Annotated in this window: 14 protein-coding genes and 1 tRNA gene; 6 read left to right on the top strand and 9 right to left on the bottom strand. The window is 66.4% G+C overall.

The features are described 5' to 3' along the window. Positions 1–225: 225 nt before the first annotated feature. Genes GRI75_RS09775 through GRI75_RS09765 form a run of 3 tightly spaced genes read right to left on the bottom strand, consistent with a single transcriptional unit; the run spans position 226 to position 2785 of the window. A complete protein-coding gene (locus tag GRI75_RS09775; RefSeq protein ID WP_160746794.1) occupies positions 226–342 on the bottom strand; it encodes a DUF2474 domain-containing protein in 117 nt (38 codons plus the stop codon). Beyond that, positions 342–1349, bottom strand: a complete 1008-nt coding sequence (gene cydB / locus GRI75_RS09770) for a cytochrome d ubiquinol oxidase subunit II (protein ID WP_160746793.1) — start codon at positions 1347–1349, stop codon at positions 342–344. The genes GRI75_RS09775 and cydB overlap by 1 nt, the downstream gene beginning before the upstream one ends. Continuing rightward, a complete protein-coding gene (locus GRI75_RS09765; protein WP_160746792.1) occupies positions 1349–2785 on the bottom strand; it encodes a cytochrome ubiquinol oxidase subunit I in 1437 nt (478 codons plus the stop codon). The genes cydB and GRI75_RS09765 overlap by 1 nt, the downstream gene beginning before the upstream one ends. A 128-nt stretch (positions 2786–2913) precedes the next feature. On the opposite strand from GRI75_RS09765, the gene GRI75_RS09760 reads away from it, so the two are divergent. After that, complete coding sequence (locus tag GRI75_RS09760; RefSeq protein ID WP_160746791.1) at positions 2914–4995, top strand: RelA/SpoT family protein; 2082 nt, start codon at positions 2914–2916, stop codon at positions 4993–4995. Between the two features lie 156 nt (positions 4996–5151). On the opposite strand, the gene GRI75_RS09755 is transcribed toward GRI75_RS09760, so the two are convergent. Next, positions 5152–5472 (bottom strand): DUF1905 domain-containing protein, encoded by a 321-nt coding sequence (locus tag GRI75_RS09755; protein WP_328597966.1) that lies wholly within the window; start codon positions 5470–5472, stop codon positions 5152–5154. Further along, entirely contained in the window at positions 5469–6425 is a 957-nt protein-coding gene (locus GRI75_RS09750) for a peptidylprolyl isomerase (RefSeq protein ID WP_328597965.1), read from the bottom strand. Before GRI75_RS09750 ends, GRI75_RS09755 begins: the two co-directional genes overlap by 4 nt. An 82-nt stretch (positions 6426–6507) precedes the next feature. Between GRI75_RS09750 and GRI75_RS09745 the strand changes: the two genes are divergently transcribed. Continuing rightward, positions 6508–6598, top strand: a tRNA-Ser gene (locus GRI75_RS09745). A 65-nt stretch (positions 6599–6663) separates the two neighbouring features. On the opposite strand, the gene GRI75_RS09740 is transcribed toward GRI75_RS09745, so the two are convergent. The 4 genes from GRI75_RS09740 to GRI75_RS09725 form a co-directional block, all read right to left on the bottom strand. After that, complete coding sequence (locus GRI75_RS09740) at positions 6664–6996, bottom strand: hypothetical protein (RefSeq protein WP_160746789.1); 333 nt, start codon at positions 6994–6996, stop codon at positions 6664–6666. A gap of 31 nt (positions 6997–7027) precedes the next feature. After that, positions 7028–7639, bottom strand: a complete 612-nt coding sequence (locus GRI75_RS09735; RefSeq protein ID WP_160746788.1) for an SOS response-associated peptidase — start codon at positions 7637–7639, stop codon at positions 7028–7030. Positions 7640–7728: 89 nt separating this feature from the next. Next, positions 7729–8403 (bottom strand): hypothetical protein, encoded by a 675-nt coding sequence (locus GRI75_RS09730; protein WP_160746787.1) that lies wholly within the window; start codon positions 8401–8403, stop codon positions 7729–7731. A 236-nt stretch (positions 8404–8639) separates the two neighbouring features. Next, positions 8640–8978 carry a hypothetical protein gene (locus tag GRI75_RS09725; protein ID WP_160746786.1) on the bottom strand — a complete coding sequence of 113 codons (339 nt, stop codon included), beginning with the start codon at positions 8976–8978 and terminating at the stop codon, positions 8640–8642. 213 nt (positions 8979–9191) lie between these two features. On the opposite strand from GRI75_RS09725, the gene GRI75_RS09720 reads away from it, so the two are divergent. The 4 genes from GRI75_RS09720 to GRI75_RS09705 all read left to right on the top strand — a co-directional run bounded on the left by GRI75_RS09720 (position 9192) and on the right by GRI75_RS09705 (position 15022). Next, positions 9192–9485, top strand: coding sequence for a hypothetical protein (locus GRI75_RS09720; RefSeq protein ID WP_160746785.1), 294 nt, complete (start codon positions 9192–9194; stop codon positions 9483–9485). Between the two features lie 566 nt (positions 9486–10051). Further along, positions 10052–11389, top strand: a complete 1338-nt coding sequence (locus GRI75_RS09715) for a TolC family outer membrane protein (RefSeq protein ID WP_160746784.1) — start codon at positions 10052–10054, stop codon at positions 11387–11389. 55 nt (positions 11390–11444) lie between these two features. Then, positions 11445–13577, top strand: coding sequence for a type I secretion system permease/ATPase (locus GRI75_RS09710; RefSeq protein ID WP_160746783.1), 2133 nt, complete (start codon positions 11445–11447; stop codon positions 13575–13577). Continuing rightward, a complete protein-coding gene (locus GRI75_RS09705; protein ID WP_160746782.1) occupies positions 13574–15022 on the top strand; it encodes an HlyD family type I secretion periplasmic adaptor subunit in 1449 nt (482 codons plus the stop codon). The genes GRI75_RS09710 and GRI75_RS09705 overlap by 4 nt, the downstream gene beginning before the upstream one ends. The last annotated feature ends 31 nt before the right edge of the window (positions 15023–15053 follow it).

Here is a 15053-nt window from a genome sequence, read left to right as displayed (position 1 = left end):
GCACCGCTGGCCCTCATCCAACTTCGGCTAGGCAGCAAGCTGCCAAGCCTTCGTATCCTTCTCCCACCAGTGGGAGAAGGAGCAGCGCTACGCCGCATTCTTCTACTCTCACTCGGGAGAAGCAGCAGCGACCCTTCTTCTCCCACTTGTGGGAGAAGGATACGGAGACTTAGCCCCGCAGGGGCTTAGTCGAAGTTGGATGAGGGCCCGACCCCGCGCCCACTCTCACCCAATCCACAACCGCAGCACCCAAGCCACAGCCCCCAGCACAGCGACGCTCGCCGCCCAGATCGCCGCCATCCAGGCCAGCCGCTGCCACAGCGGCCGCTCCTCGGGTGCCATCAGTGGTAGCCCTCATGGCCGACCTTCCCGCGGAACACCCAATAAGCCCAGCCGGTGTAGCCGAGGATCAGCGGCAGGGTGATCGCCACGCCCACCAGCATGAACACCTGGCTGCTCTCCGGCGCGGCGGCGTCCCAGATGGTGATGTCGGCGGGGACGACATAAGGCCACATCGTCACGCCGATGCCGGCCATGCCGAGCAGGAACAGCGCCAGCGCCAGCAGGAACGGCAGCAGCTCCTTGCGCCGCCGCAGCGACCAGAAGAACGTGAACGCGACGATCGCGGTCAGCAGCGGCACCTGGCTGGCGAACAGGATGTTGGGCCATTCCAGCCAGCGCTCCCGATACTGATCGAGCAGCAGCAGGTTGTAGACGCTCACCATCGCCATCAGCGCCAGGGTCGCGATCCCGGCCCGCATGGCGAGCTTGTAGGCATGGTCCTGCACATCGCCGGACAGCTTCCACACCAGCCAGCAGGACCCGAGCAGGGCATAGCCGGCGACGGTGCCGAGGCCGGTGAGCAGAGTGTACGGCGTCAGCCAGTCCCACCAGCTGCCGGCATAGGCGCGGCCTTCCACTTCGATCCCTTGCAGCAGCGCGCCGAGGATCATGCCTTGGGAGAGTGCCGCAATCACCGACCCGCCGAAGAACGCGCCGTCCCACAGCGGCCGGTGCTTGGGGTCGCGCCAGCGGAACTCGAACGCCACGCCGCGGAACACCAGCGCCAGGAGCATTGCGATCACCAGCGGATAAGTCGCCGGCAGGATCACCGAATAGGCCAGCGGAAAAGCCGCCAGCAGCCCGCCCCCGCCGAGCACCAGCCAGGTCTCGTTGCCGTCCCACACCGGCGCGATCGAGTTCATCGCCCGGTTGCGCCCGTGGCCGACGGTGATCGTCGGGAACAGGATGCCGATGCCGAGATCGAACCCGTCGAGCACGACATAGGCGAACACCGCGAAGGCGATGATGAACGCCCAGATCACGGTCAGGTCGAAGCTGACGGCCATCAGTCCTGCCCCTTCGGAAGCGGCGGCTCGTGCCCCGGGTTCTGGGTCGGCCCGGGCGTAGTGCCGGCGGTGCGGATCGGCGCGTCGAGGCTGTCCTTCAGGTCCGGCTCGTGCGTGTGCGGCGGAGTGCGCATCAGCCGCAGGATGTACCAGGTGCCGGTGCCGAACACCGCGAAGTAGATCACCACGAATGCGGCGAGCGAAGAGGCGACCGCCGGCGTCGCGAGCGGCGAAGCAGCCTCGGCCGTGCGCATCAGGCCGTACACGACGTAAGGCTGGCGTCCGACTTCGGTGGTCACCCACCCGGCGATCACCGCCACGAAGCCCGCGGGCGACATCGCCAGCGCGAACCGGTGCAGGAATGGCGAGGTGTAGAGGGTCTTGCGCCAGCGCGCCCACAGGCTGACCATGCCGAGCGCCAGCATCAGCAGCCCCAAGCCGACCATTATGCGGAACGACCAGAACACCACCGCCACCGGCGGCTGCTCATCGTCCGGTATCGTGTCGAGCCCGGCGACCGGTCCGTCGAGCCGATGCTCGAGGATCAGGCTGCCGACCTTCGGAATGCCCACGGCGTAGTCGAGCCGCTGCTCGCGATCGTTGGGGATGCCGAACAGGTAGAGCGGGGCGCCGTCCGGGTGGCTCTCGTAATGCCCTTCCATCGCCAGCACCTTGGGCCGCTGGTGCTCCCAGGTGTTGAGCCCGTGAAGGTCGCCGACGACGATCTGCAGCGGGGCGACCAGCGCCGCCATCCACATCGCCATTGAGAACATCTTGCGCGCGTGCATGTTCGCGCGATCCTTCAGCAGGTGCCACGCGCCCACGCCGCCGACCACCAGCGCAGTGGTCAGGTATGCTGCGGTCACCGTGTGCACCAGCCGGAACGGGAAGCTGGGGTTGAAGATGATCGGCAGCCAGCTTTCGCCCGGCAGGAACTGTCCGTTGTCCCCCATCACGAAGCCCTGCGGCGTGTGCATCCAACTGTTCACCGACAGGATCCAGAAAGCCGAGATGAACGTGCCGATCGCCACCATGACAGTGGCGACGAAGTGCAGCTTCTTCCCGACACGCTCCATGCCGAACAGCATGACGCCCAGGAACCCCGCCTCGAGGAAGAACGCCGTCAGCACCTCGTAGGCCATCAGCGGCCCGATCACCGGCCCCGCGCGGTCGGAGAATACCGACCAGTTAGTCCCGAACTGGTAGGACATGACGATGCCGGAGACGACGCCCATCGCGAACACGATGGCGAAGATCTTCAGCCAATAGCGGAACAGGTCGATGTAAACCGCCCGCCCGGTCTTCAGCCACAGCCCTTCCAACACCGCGAGATAGCTCGCCAGGCCGATCGAGAACGCAGGGAAAATGAAGTGGAAGCTCACCGTGAAGGCGAACTGCAGCCGCGCGAGCAGCAGGGCGGTAGGGTCCGTCAGCATCGCGGGGTCCCTCCTACGGCGTGGCGGCCGCCTTGGTAAGAACCAATTGCGCAACACTTGTTGCCGTTCCCGCAACGCCTGCGCGTTTCCCCTTGCTCCCGCGGCAACAATACGCACATCGTGGCCGCATGCTGCGCCAGTACGAACTTGTGGAACGGGTCAAGGCCTACGATCCGGACGCCGACGAGGCGCTGCTCAACCGCGCTTACGTCTACACAGTGCAGAAGCACGGCAGCCAGAAGCGCGCCAGCGGCGATCCCTATTTCAGCCACCCGATCGAAGTCGCGGGGCTGATGACCGACCTGAAGCTCGACCAGGACACGGTAATCACCGCGCTGCTGCACGACACGGTCGAAGACACGCTGACCACGATCGAGGATATCGAGCACCAGTTCGGGCCCGATGTCGCGCGGCTGGTCGACGGGGTCACCAAGCTCTCCAAGATCGAGCAAATGACCGACGACGAGCGGGCGGCGGAGAACCTGCGCAAGTTCCTCCTGGCGATGAGCGAGGACTTGCGCGTGCTGCTCGTCAAGCTGGCCGACCGGCTGCACAACATGCGCACGCTGCACTTCATCAAGAGCCCGGACAAGCGCCAGCGCATCGCCCGCGAGACGATGGAGATCTACGCCCCGCTGGCCGAGCGGGTCGGCATGTACGAGTACATGCGCGAGATGCAGCTGCTCGCGTTCGAGCAGATCGAGCCCGAAGCCTATGCCACGATCACCGGGCGCCTTGAGCAGATCCGCAGCTCCGAAGGCGGCCAGGTCGATGCTATCGCGCTGAAGGTCAAGCAGGCGCTCGCCGAAGCCGGCGTACGGGTCGAGGTCTCGGGTCGCGAGAAGCACCCGTACTCGATCTGGAAGAAAATGGCCGAGCGCCATGTCAGCTTCGAGCAGATCACCGACATCTTCGCCTTCCGCGTGGTCACCGATACCATCGAGGACTGCTACCGCGCCCTCGGCGTGCTGCACACGGTCTGGCAGTCAGTGCCGGGACGGTTCAAGGACTACATCTCGACGCCCAAGAGCAACGGCTACCGCTCGCTCCACACCTCGCTGATCTACGAAAGCACGATGCGCGTCGAAGTGCAGATCCGCACGCGTGAGATGCACCGGCTCAACGAATTCGGCCTCGCCGCACACTGGGCCTACAAGCAGGGCGATCGGCCGGACGGCGCGGTCGGCTGGCTGCGCGACCTGATCGAGATCGTCGACGCCAGCCACGATGCCGAGGAACTTCTCGAGCACACCCGCCTGGCGATCTACCAGGACCGGATCTTCGCGTTCACGCCGAAGGGCGCGCTGTTCCAGCTGCCCAAAGGCGCGACGCCGGTCGACTTCGCCTTCGCCGTGCACACCGATCTCGGCGCGCAGACGGTCGGGGCCAAGATCAACGGGCGGCACATGCCGCTGCGCACGCCGCTGAACAACGGCGACGTGGTGGAGATCATCAAGGGCAAGAGCGCGGAGCCGCAGCTTTCCTGGCTCGGGTTCGTCGTCACCGGCAAAGCCCGGGCGGCGATCCGCCGGGCCGTTCGCCAGAAGGAGCGCGAGGAAGTCATCGCCATCGGCCGCATGCTGTTCGACGACATTTCCGCACGGGTGCCGAGCAAGATCGGCAGGAAGGCGATCAGGGCCGCGGTCGAAAGGCTCGAGCTGGAGGACGAGGATGCGCTGATGCATGCCATCGGTTCCGCCAAGCTGAGCGACCGCGAAGTGATGGAAGCGCTCGTCCCCGGCAGCACCGCCGACCTGCCGGAGCTGCCGGCCCAGGAACAGGCGATTTCGATCAAGGGCCTGACCCCGGGCGTCGGCTTCACGCTGGCGCCGTGCTGCCATCCCGTGCCGGGCGATCGCATCGTCGGCCTGCGTCACAGGGGCGAGGGGGTCCAGGTCCATGCCATCGATTGCCTCGAACTGGCCAGCGGGATCGATGCCGACTGGGTCGACCTGTCGTGGGGCGAACGCTCGAAGGGCGCGGTGGGCCGCGTGCGCGCGGTTCTCTATCACCGCCCCGGCACGCTGGCCGAAATGGCCGGGATCTTCGCCCAGAACAACGCCAACGTCATCAACCTCGAACTGACCCAGCGCGACGATCCGTTCCACACTTATGACGTCGATCTAGAAGTGAACGACCTGATGCACCTGACCCGCATCGTCAGCGCCCTGCGCGCCAGCGAAGCCATCGCCCAGGCGGAGCGGATCTAGCGAAATCCTCCCTGTTCCCGCGAAGCGGGAATGGGGAGGTGGCAGACGCCGTCAGGCGGCTGACGGAGGGGTATGGCGGTCCTTACCCCTCCACCACGACACCTGCGGTGTCGCGGTCCCCCTCCCCATTCGGCTGCGCCGAACAGGGAGGATTGCTCACTGCAACTCCAGCTCCACTTCCACCGGAGCGCCCTCGTCCAGTCCCTCGGCCCGACGGACGGCGACCTTGATCGGCAGGAACCATGTCCCGCTTTTCTGTGGGAACACCGATGTCTGCCATTCGCTGCCGCCGACCCGCACGGTGACCTTGACCGATCCGAAGCCGCGCCGCTTCCCAAGCTCCAGCCGCCGCGCCAGCTCGTATGCTGAGATCGCGTCGGCCGCCGGCTGCGGAACCACCACGAAGCCCATGGAGCTCCGTTCGGCTTCGTTGGTCCAGATCAGCAGCGGAGCCGAGAAGTGGACGCGATCGCTCACCCCTGGGGCTCTCGCCTGATCGGCACTTGCACGTTGCACAGGTCCACCGCGCCTGCGGGCACACGGTAGAACGGATCGCTGCGGTTGGCGCGGACGTGGAGATATCTGGCGAAGCTCTCGCTCTCGCTGGCGAGATACTGGAACCGCGGCCGCTCGCCTTCCGGCAATTCGTCGGCGAGCCGAACCGAGAGGATCGGCACACGCAGGGCCGGATCGTCGTAGACCCCGGCCTCGCCTTTGCCGCGCTGCAAGGTCGCCAAGTGCTCGATCCCCTCGATCACCCGCCCGACCACCGCGATGTTGCGGTCGAGCTGCCGCGGCGCGTGGCCGATCACCGCGTAGAGCTCCGCGCCGCTCCCGGTGGCGGGTGAAAGGTCGCGGGCGACGCCGACATGGCCATAGCAATGAACCGGCCACGCCGTGCCGCCGCCCTTGTCGTCCAGCGCCATCGGCCAGCCGGCCACGAACCCGGTCACGGCATAAGAATCGATGAACCGGTTGATCACGATCTCGGCGCGCTTCGGCGTCAGCACGTAGTCGCGAACTCCCGCGGGATCGCGCTGGACCGGCGTGACATATTCGCTTTCCGGCACTTCGCGGATGCCTTCCGGCAGCGGCTTGGTCTCGTCGGCGTCGCCCCATTGTGCGACCCAGTTGTCGACCACGCGGTAGACGCTCGTCCCGTCCCACCAGTGCGCCCGGGCGAGCGCGCGGATGTTGCCGACCCAGCCCTGGCTGAACGGCGGCGGCAGAAGCTGCACGATCACCTGCCGCTCCTCGCCCTTCGCGCTCGGCGCAAGCGTCATCACCAGCAGATCGGCCGGGTCGATCGCTGTCCATTCGGCGGACTTCGCAGCCGCCACCACTGAGGCAGGCGTCGGCGCTTCGGCAGGCTTTTCCTGCGCCGCCAGAGGTGCCGCCACGAGAGCGCAGGCGAGGGCGCTGAGGAGCATTCGCGTCATCGATCCGGTTTGCCACCGTCGCATGGCTTGCGAAACCCCCCACGCCCCGCTAGGGCGCGCCATCCCAGGATGCGGAGCGGTGGCCGAGTGGTCGAAGGCGCACGCCTGGAAAGTGTGTATACGGTAACCCCGTATCGAGGGTTCGAATCCCTCCCGCTCCGCCACTTGCCCAGCACCGGTCTCTGACAACGCCGCGCGAGCGGCGTGGGCTCAGCCGCTGTGTGAGGAACTACTTGGCCGACTTCGTCTGCCACCATTCAGCGTAGGGTGTGTTCTTGACGAGGTGGCGGTTGAAGTCCGGTGCCCCGTCGGACCACCAGGGCTCGCCTCGCTCTCCAAGCCCCTCCTTTGCGGCTTGCACGCGCGCCCGTGCTGCGGAAAGGTCATCGCGGTTTCCGGTGCGCAGCGCTGCGCGCACGGCTCGCCTCGCGCTCATCAGCTCTCGTACCAGTCCTTCGCGGACGGCAGTGTCCAGGAGCGGGTTCGCAGCGCGCCACAGGCGCCCGCGCACGACGATGTATCGGCCGTCCGGCGTGGTGTCCGGCTTCGAAGATCCGCTCATCGCCCGGCACTGCCTTTGCGAGAGCTGCGTGTCAGGCCGAAGCTCCCTTCCGCACCCACGGCTCGCTCGTCCGTTTGCGCACCATGAGGTCGGGATAAGGGCGGCACAACAGCGAGGCATGGTCGGGCGGGCCCTCCAGCCAGTCGCGCCAGTGCGCGCGGCGGAGGATGACCGGCATGCGATCATGCACATCGGCCACATGGATGCAGGCTTCGGTCATCACCATCGAATAGGCCGGGCCCCACTCGGGCGTGTCGCGCCAGATGCCGGCTACGGCGAAGATCGGCTCGTCGGGAAGCGCAAACCACGTGCGCGTCTTCGCGCCCTTTTCCCCCTCCGCCTCGGCGAACTCGGTGACGGGAATGATGCAGCGGCGCTCCTGGAAGCTGTAGCGCCACATGAAGCTGTCGAGCTTGTCGGCCCGAGTGTTGTTGACAGGTTTCGGCTTGAGCGGCTGCCCATTCTTGCCCTTCAGCACCAGCGGAAAGCCCCAGGTCATCGATCTCACCTCGCCGCTCGCAACGACGACGCCAGGGTAGCCGGGGTAGACTTCGGGGCCAGCGTTGGTCTGGCCTCGCTCAACTGCGTCGAAAAGGTTCGCGACCTCCGCCGTCGAGGCGCTCATGCGATACAAATTGCACATGGCCCAGCGTGCGGTGCCGCTACCGGCGAGTCAATCGCGCCCTCCGGCGGAGTGGCAACGAACCGAGGCGAGCACTTGCCTGCAGGCAGCTACAGGAAGGGTGCAATCAGGGCACGTCCAATCGGCTGCCACCATGGCAGAGTCGTGAGCAGCTCGAGCATAAGGCGGGAGAAGAATATGGCTGAGCCGTACCACCAGACGGCGTGGATCCGCCCCGTCCGCAACCGCTCCCAGGCCATGCACATCGCGATCGGCAGCATCAGCAGTATCGTAGCCAGCCACAACTGCTCCATCACGCCGGGTACCCGCGCGAGATAGCGGATCAGCCCGATGAACGCGAAGCTGTAGCCGGTGAACAGGACCAGCCTTTTGTGGATCTCGGGGCGCCGCCGGTAGAGCACCGCGCCCGTGAGAAACGTCACGAACATGACCATGTCGAGCAATGGGGCGGCAACAAAGGTGGCTGCGCTCTCGATGCTGTCGCCGCGCTCTACTCGCGCTGCCGCGAGGGCCAGGCCGCTGAAGAGGCCGACGGCGGCAGCGCAATAGCCCAGGCCAGCGAGCCAGCCGCCGATCCTGCGGTGGAAGCGGACGTGCCCCAAACGGACGAGCAGAGCCTGTCCGAAGATCACGCACAGCCAGAGCAGGAAAAGCGAGGAATGGAGGTGAACCAGCGGATGCGCGGAAACCCCTTCCAGGGCATCGCCGCGCAGCAAGGGTCCATAGTACTGTGGCCAGAAGCCCACGAGTGCCGCGCCGACCATGAGCAACGGCAGGACGAGATAGGCGGCCGCGCCGCGGCTCGCACGAGATTGGCGACCGTTCGCCGTAAATCACCCCCGGGCAGTTATGCCGATACTGCCACCGCTCCGGCTCGTCCGCAATGGGCGGTACCGAGCGGCAAAGCGAACTTCAGCTGTGCTTCTCCGGCGCGAGACACACGCAGCGAGCAACGCTGCTTCCGCCGCTTGTCGGCTAGAGCTCGCGCCTGCCCGCCCGCTCAGCGCTGCTTCTTCGTGATAGTGGCGGTGAAGTCGGGGTCCTTCTTGGCCACCCAGTCGACGAACTTGCGGACGTTGGGATTGGCCAGGAGCGCCTCCACGTCGGTCGCGTGGCGCTGCAGTTCGGAATTGGTGAAGTTGGCGATCAGGGTCTGCTGGCAGATAGGATGCATGGGCACGACGTCGCGGCCGCCCCGGCTCTTCGGCACGGGGTGATGCCAGACGATGGTCTTCCCCGTCGGACGGCTGCAAAGCCAGCAGGGCACCGCTGCCTCCGGCGTCTCCTCCTCGCTCGGCAGGTCCTCGTAGGGTCCGTGTTTCGGATGCTTGCGTGCCATGTGTCTTCCCCGGAGCGTGTGCCGCGCACTTAGAGCGAAGCGTCCGGTATTGCCACAGCGGCGTCCCTGCCGCGGGGTGCCATTGTCGGCCGGGTGTAGTGCCGGCCCTTGTTGGAAGTACTTCCTCCTGTAGCAATGCAAAACATTGCAAATTAAGAGTGAATCGCCTCCGAAAAGGTAGACGTCCGCAGGCCGTGGAATATAGGTCGGCGCATGCAGTGGCCCATCTCATCGATCAGCTCTGGCGAAAGCCGGCTCGATATTGCCGTGGCGCCGGATCATGTCATTCGATGCGGGCGGCACCTGTTCGCGGCGGAACGGCAACTCGGTTCCGGTGGAGCGTTGAGAGTACAGTCGCGCACGATGGCCGCGTCCGAACAGATGTTCTTCTTCGGCGCCCCTCTCGCGCATGTCGTGCAGTACGAGGAGCGCCTGCGGGCCAGGCGGTGGAAGAGGCCCGGCCGGCACCCTGCATTTCCGCTCGCCGGCGTCCGCCTGCGTACCTGAATCGAGAGTATTCCGGGCGGCAAGCGCAACTATCCGAAGCTGAGGGCATGCTGCGGAAGATGGCGTAGGTGTACTTCACGGGCGAACGTTAATATTCGAAGTTAATCTTCGCCGGTGTGTCTCAGCAAAGGCATAACTCGCCTAGTATAGTTAATGAATGTGCGACTGATCGGTCGGCCATTTAACAATATTTAACAATCCCGCAATGGACGATAAAGCATTATCGGGGCATCTGTCTGCCGGAGAAGGGTTCTCGCATTCGGGAAGGGTCTCGGCGGGTTCATGATCCCGCAAATTCCAACGGTTCGGGTCCGTGACTTCCGGACTGTCCAGCAAGAGAGCGTCAGCGTCGCTGTTGCGTGCCGTTCCGCATCGGACCGGTGCGCCGTGTCGATCAAGGGGGGAGGGTGCGCCTGGTGAAGCACGTGTGCAAAGCGTTGGGGGTCGGTTCGTTGTACTCGTCATCTCATCTATCGGGCAGGGCGCGACGCCGCTTCGTCAAAGCTGCGCGGGCTGCCGCCCTGGCGTCCTGCTTCGCATGGGCCGGAGCCGCGGCGGCGCAGGACGTGCAGACCGCCGTGCCCCCGGTTTCGAATGTCGCGCAAGCGGTCGAAGCGGCCATCAACACGCAGCCCGAAGTCCAGGCCCGGTGGGAAGCTTTCCTGGCGGCGGGGGACGACCGGCGAGCGGTAAAGGGCGGCTATCTTCCCTCCGTCGACATCAGCGGAGAGTTCGGCAAGGCGAGCCGCGAATTCGACGACCGCGGGTGGTTCACGCGCGACCACGCCGAACTGTCGATTACGCAAATGCTGTTCGACGGCTTCCTGGTCCGCAGCCAGCTTGAGGAAGCGGACCAGTTCCGCCTCGCCCGATACTACGAACTCCTGGACGAGACGCAGACCAAGGCGCTGGACGCGATCCTGGCTTACGAGGACGTGCGCCAGTACCGCGAAACCTTGCGCCTGGCGGAGCAGAACCGCGAGACTCACAGGAGCGTCCTTGCGCTCATCGAACAGCGGACCGATTCCGGTGTCAGCAACCGGGCGGACCTGCAGCAGGCTTCCGGCCGCCTCGCTCTGGCCGAAGCCAACATGCTGACCGAGCAGGCCAACCTGCACGATGTCAGCGCGCGCTTCCGCCGGGTAGTGGGCAGCGCTCCCGGCGAAACGCTGCAGGATTTCGCCGTTGCCTCCGATCGGGTGCCGGAGAGCTTCGAGGCGGTCATCGGCTCGGCGGTCCGCAACCACCCGAGCCTTTATGCCGCGGCCTCGACCGTCGAGGCGGCGAAGGCAGCGGTGCAGGAGAGCAAGGCCGCCTTTTACCCGAAAGTCTCGCTTGCCGCGCGCACGGGGACTTACCGCAACACCAGCAGCTTCGATTCCGAATTCGATCCGCGCGGGCGGGGGGAGGAGAGCTTCGTCGGGGTGAACCTGACGATGAACCTGTTCCGCGGCGGCGCAGACCGGGCGCGGACCGATGCGGCGGAGCGGCGCCGCAACCAGAGCGAGGAGCTGCTCGCCAAGGCCTGCGTGGACTTGCGCCAGACCGCCTCGATCGCCTGGAACGACATCGCCAACCTGAAGGCCAAGCTGGCCGCGCTGGAAGCGCACCGGGTCGGCTCGGCAAGCGTCGCGGCGGCTTACGAACAGCAGTTCTACATCGGCCGCCGCACCCTGCTCGACGTGCTGGATGCCAAGAACGAGGCGTTCCAGGCGGAGCGTTCGTCGGCCCAGGCGCGGCACGAGCTGACCAAGGCCTATTACCGGACCCTGCACGCGATGGGGATCCTGCTCGACGTGATGGGCCAGTCGCGGGCCGGGATGCCGGCCATCAGCGAATTCGACGACGACGCCCAGCCGCCGGAAGCGATCGATTGCGGCGGTTGGATCGGTACTTCGGGCTGAGCGGTCCCGAGAGAGTGCGCCTGCGCATCCGTTTCGAGAGGGTGAAAGCATGTTGATGGAGCGCCACCAAAGAGACGATTTGGCCGATTGCCTGCTGCTGCTGGCGGCCGAGCACGGGACCGCGACCACGCGCGACGCGCTTGTCGCGGGCCTTCCGCTGGATGGCTCCCTGACCCCGGCGCTGTTCGCCCGCGCGGCCGAGCGCATCGGCTTCGCCGCTCGCGTGGTCGGCGCACCCATCGGCGAACTCAACGCCGCTTTGCTGCCCGCCGTCCTGCTGCTGAAGAACGAGCACGCCTGCGTGCTCTATGCGATCGATCAGGATGCGGGGACCGCCGCGGTCGCGTTCCCGGAACTCGGCGCGGCCGATCGCCGGGTCCACATTCCCCTGGCGCACCTCGAGCAGCGATATCTCGGGCAGGCGATCTTCTGCCGGCCGACGTTCCGCGCCGATGCGCACGCCGGCAAGCAGCCCGAGCCCATAGGGCACTGGTTCTGGGACGTCATCAAGGGGAACCGGCGGATCTACCGCGACGTGATGCTGGCGGCCCTGTTCGTCAACTTGTTCGCCATGGCGATGCCGCTGTTCGTGATGAACGTGTACGACCGGGTGGTCCCGAACCAGGCGACCGACACGCTGTGGGTGCTGGCCGCCGGCATCCTGATCGTGCTGATCGGCGACATGGCGCTGCGCCACATGCGCAGCTGGTTCGTGGACGCGGCCGCCGCCCGGGCGGACACCCAGCTCTCGGCCCGCATCATGGAGCGTGTGCTCGGCATGCGGCTGGAGCAGCGGCCGGCTTCGGTGGGCAGCTACGCCAACAGCATCCAGTCGTTCGAGGCGGTACGCGGCTTCACCGGCTCGATGACCGTGCTCACGCTGATCGACCTGCCGTTCTTCCTCCTGTTCGCCCTGATCATCGGCCTGATCTCCTTCTGGCTGGCGCTGCCGCTGATCGTCGGAACGGCGATCGCCCTGCTCTACGCGCTGTCGGTGGCGGCGCGGCTCAGCAAGATATCGGACGACGTCAGCGGCGCCAGCGCGCAGCGCAACTCCGCGCTGGTCGAAGGGCTGTTCGCGCTGGAGACGCTCAAGGCCTTCGGCGCCACCGGCCGGGTGCAGAAGGCCTGGGAGGACGCGACCGAGTACCTTTCCGCGCAAGTCGCCAGGCAGCGCCTGCTGGGCGGCTCGGTCGGCACAGTTACCGCGCTGATCCAGCAGATCGTCGGCGGGGTCCTGATCATCGTCGGCGTGTATCTCGTGATCAATGGGGAGATCAGCCAGGGCGGGATGATCGCCGCCTACATGCTCTCGTCCCGCGCGATGGCGCCGATCGCGCAGACCGCCTCGCTGATGACCTCGTTCTACCAGGCGCGGACCTCGCTCGCGCAGCTGGACGAGACCGTTGGACAGCCCCAGGAACGGCCAGCCGGCAAGGCCTGGATCAGCCGCCCGAGCATCACCGGCGACATCGCCTTCCGCAACGTCGTCTTCGCCTATCCCGGCGCTCAGGCGGATGCGCTCAAGGGCGTCAGCTTCCATGTTCGCGCCGGCGAAAGGGTGGGGATCGTCGGCCGCGTCGGATCGGGCAAGAGCACCGTCGGCAAGCTCCTCCTGGGCCTCTACCAGCCGGGCGACGGGATCGTCATGATCGACGGCGTCCATACCGGACAGATCGATCCGGACGAACTGCGCCGGCGGATCGGGTTCGTCCCGCAGGAACCCGTGCTCCTCAACGGCAGCGTGCTCGAGAACATCATGCTCGGCGCGCCGCGTGACGATCGCTCGCAGAACCTCTCTACAGCGCTGGAAGTCGCCGGCCTCGGGCCGATGCTCGGCGCCAATGCCGAAGGCTTGCAGATGCCGGTCGGCGAAGGCGGCAACCGGTTGTCCGGGGGGCAGCGGCAGGCCGTCGCCATCGCCCGCGCTGTGGCGATGAACGCCAACGTCCTGGTCCTGGACGAGCCGACCAGCGCGATGGACGGGCGCCTGGAAGCGCATGTGACCAAGGCCCTGGCCGACTATGCCGCGGGCCGCACGATGCTGCTGATCACGCACAAGCCGGCCATGCTCGAACTGGTGAACCGGCTGATCGTCCTCGAGGACGGGAAGGTCGTTGCAGACGGCCCGAAGGCGGCGGTCCTCGACATGCTGAACAGCGGCCAGATCCAGAAGGTGGCAGTATGACCACGCAAACGGAATACGACCGTTCTATCGAGCAGCGCCTGTTCGACTGGCTGGACCGGGTTACCGGCCAGGCGACCAAGGGCGGGTGGCTCGACAAGGTGTTGCAGTTGTTCTCCAGCAGTGAGCCGCGCGATCTGCGCGACTGGCAAGCGGGGGCAAGCCACGCCATCGACCGGCAGCAGATGCTCCGCGCGCGCGGCATGCTCTACGCGATCGTGGCGATCTTCGCCGTGCTGCTGCTGTGGGCGGCATTCGCTCCCATCGATGAGGTCACCCGCGGGGAAGGCAAAGTCATCCCCTCGCGCCAGTTGCAGGTCGTACAGTCGGTCGACGGCGGGGTTGTGGAAGAGATCTTCGTCAAGGAGGGGCAGAGCGTAAAGCAGGGCCAGACCCTCGTGCGGATCGACCCCACGCGCTTCGTCGCGAACTTGCGCGAAGGGAGCGCCAAGGCCTTCGCCCTGAGCGCCAAGATCGACCGGCTGAACGCACTGGTCAACGGCAGCCTTTACGAACCGCAAGAGCCGGACGGCGCCGGGGCCGGGCAGGGCAGCGAAGCGGCGCTGATCCTGGCGCAGGAGCGCCAGTTCTTCTTCGAGAGCCGCAAGCAGCTCGACGAGCGGCTCCTCATGGCGCGCCAGCAGCTCGCCCAGCGGCGCGACGAACTGGGCGAGGTCGAAGCCGCCCTGCGCACGGCCGACCGCTCCTACCAGATGGCCCAGGAAGAGCTCTCCATCACCCGGCCGCTGTTGGCCTCCGGCGCGGTCTCCGAGATGGATGTCCTGCGGCTGCAGCGCGAAGTCTCCAACGCGCAGGGCGAGCGCCAGCAGGCGCGGGCGCGGCGCGCCCAGCTCGTGTCGGGCATCCAGGAAGCCGCCACGCGCATCCGCGACGTCGAACTGACGGCGAAGAACGAGTGGCGCGCAGAGCTCACCGCGGCGACCGCCGAGCTGAACAGCCTGGGTCAGAACGTCAGCGGCCTGGCCGACCGGGTGAAGTACTCGGAAATCCGCTCTCCGGTCACGGGCGTGGTGCAGCGTGTGCTGTTCAACACCATCGGCGGCGTGGTGCAGCCGGGCCATGCGGTGGTCGAAGTCGTGCCGAGCGACGGCCGGCTGGTGGTCGAGGCCAAAGTCTCGCCGCGCGACATCGCCTTCCTGCGGCCGGAGCTGCCAGCTGTCGTCAAGTTCACCGCATACGATTTCTCGATCTACGGCGGCATGCCCGCCAGGCTGACCCACATCAGCCCGGACAGCATCACCGACGACAAGGGCAACACTTACTACCTCGTCAGGGCAGAGACGGCCGGCAACCAATTCAAGCCGGGTCTCTCGGTGATCCCGGGGATGACCGTCCAGCTCGATATCCTGACCGGCAAGAGGACCATTCTTTCCTACCTGCTCAAGCCGCTTCTGAGAGCGAAGCAGAATGCCTTGAGCGAGCGCTAGCCGGCTGCGTCAGCACGCGGCGACGACGGAT

The sequence above is a fragment of the Croceibacterium soli genome (genome assembly GCF_009828065.1).
In the GTDB taxonomy this organism is placed as follows: Bacteria; Pseudomonadota; Alphaproteobacteria; order Sphingomonadales; family Sphingomonadaceae; genus Croceibacterium_B; species Croceibacterium_B soli.
Note: the sequence above shows the minus strand (reverse complement) of the source record. Positions and strands in the feature narration are given on the sequence as shown.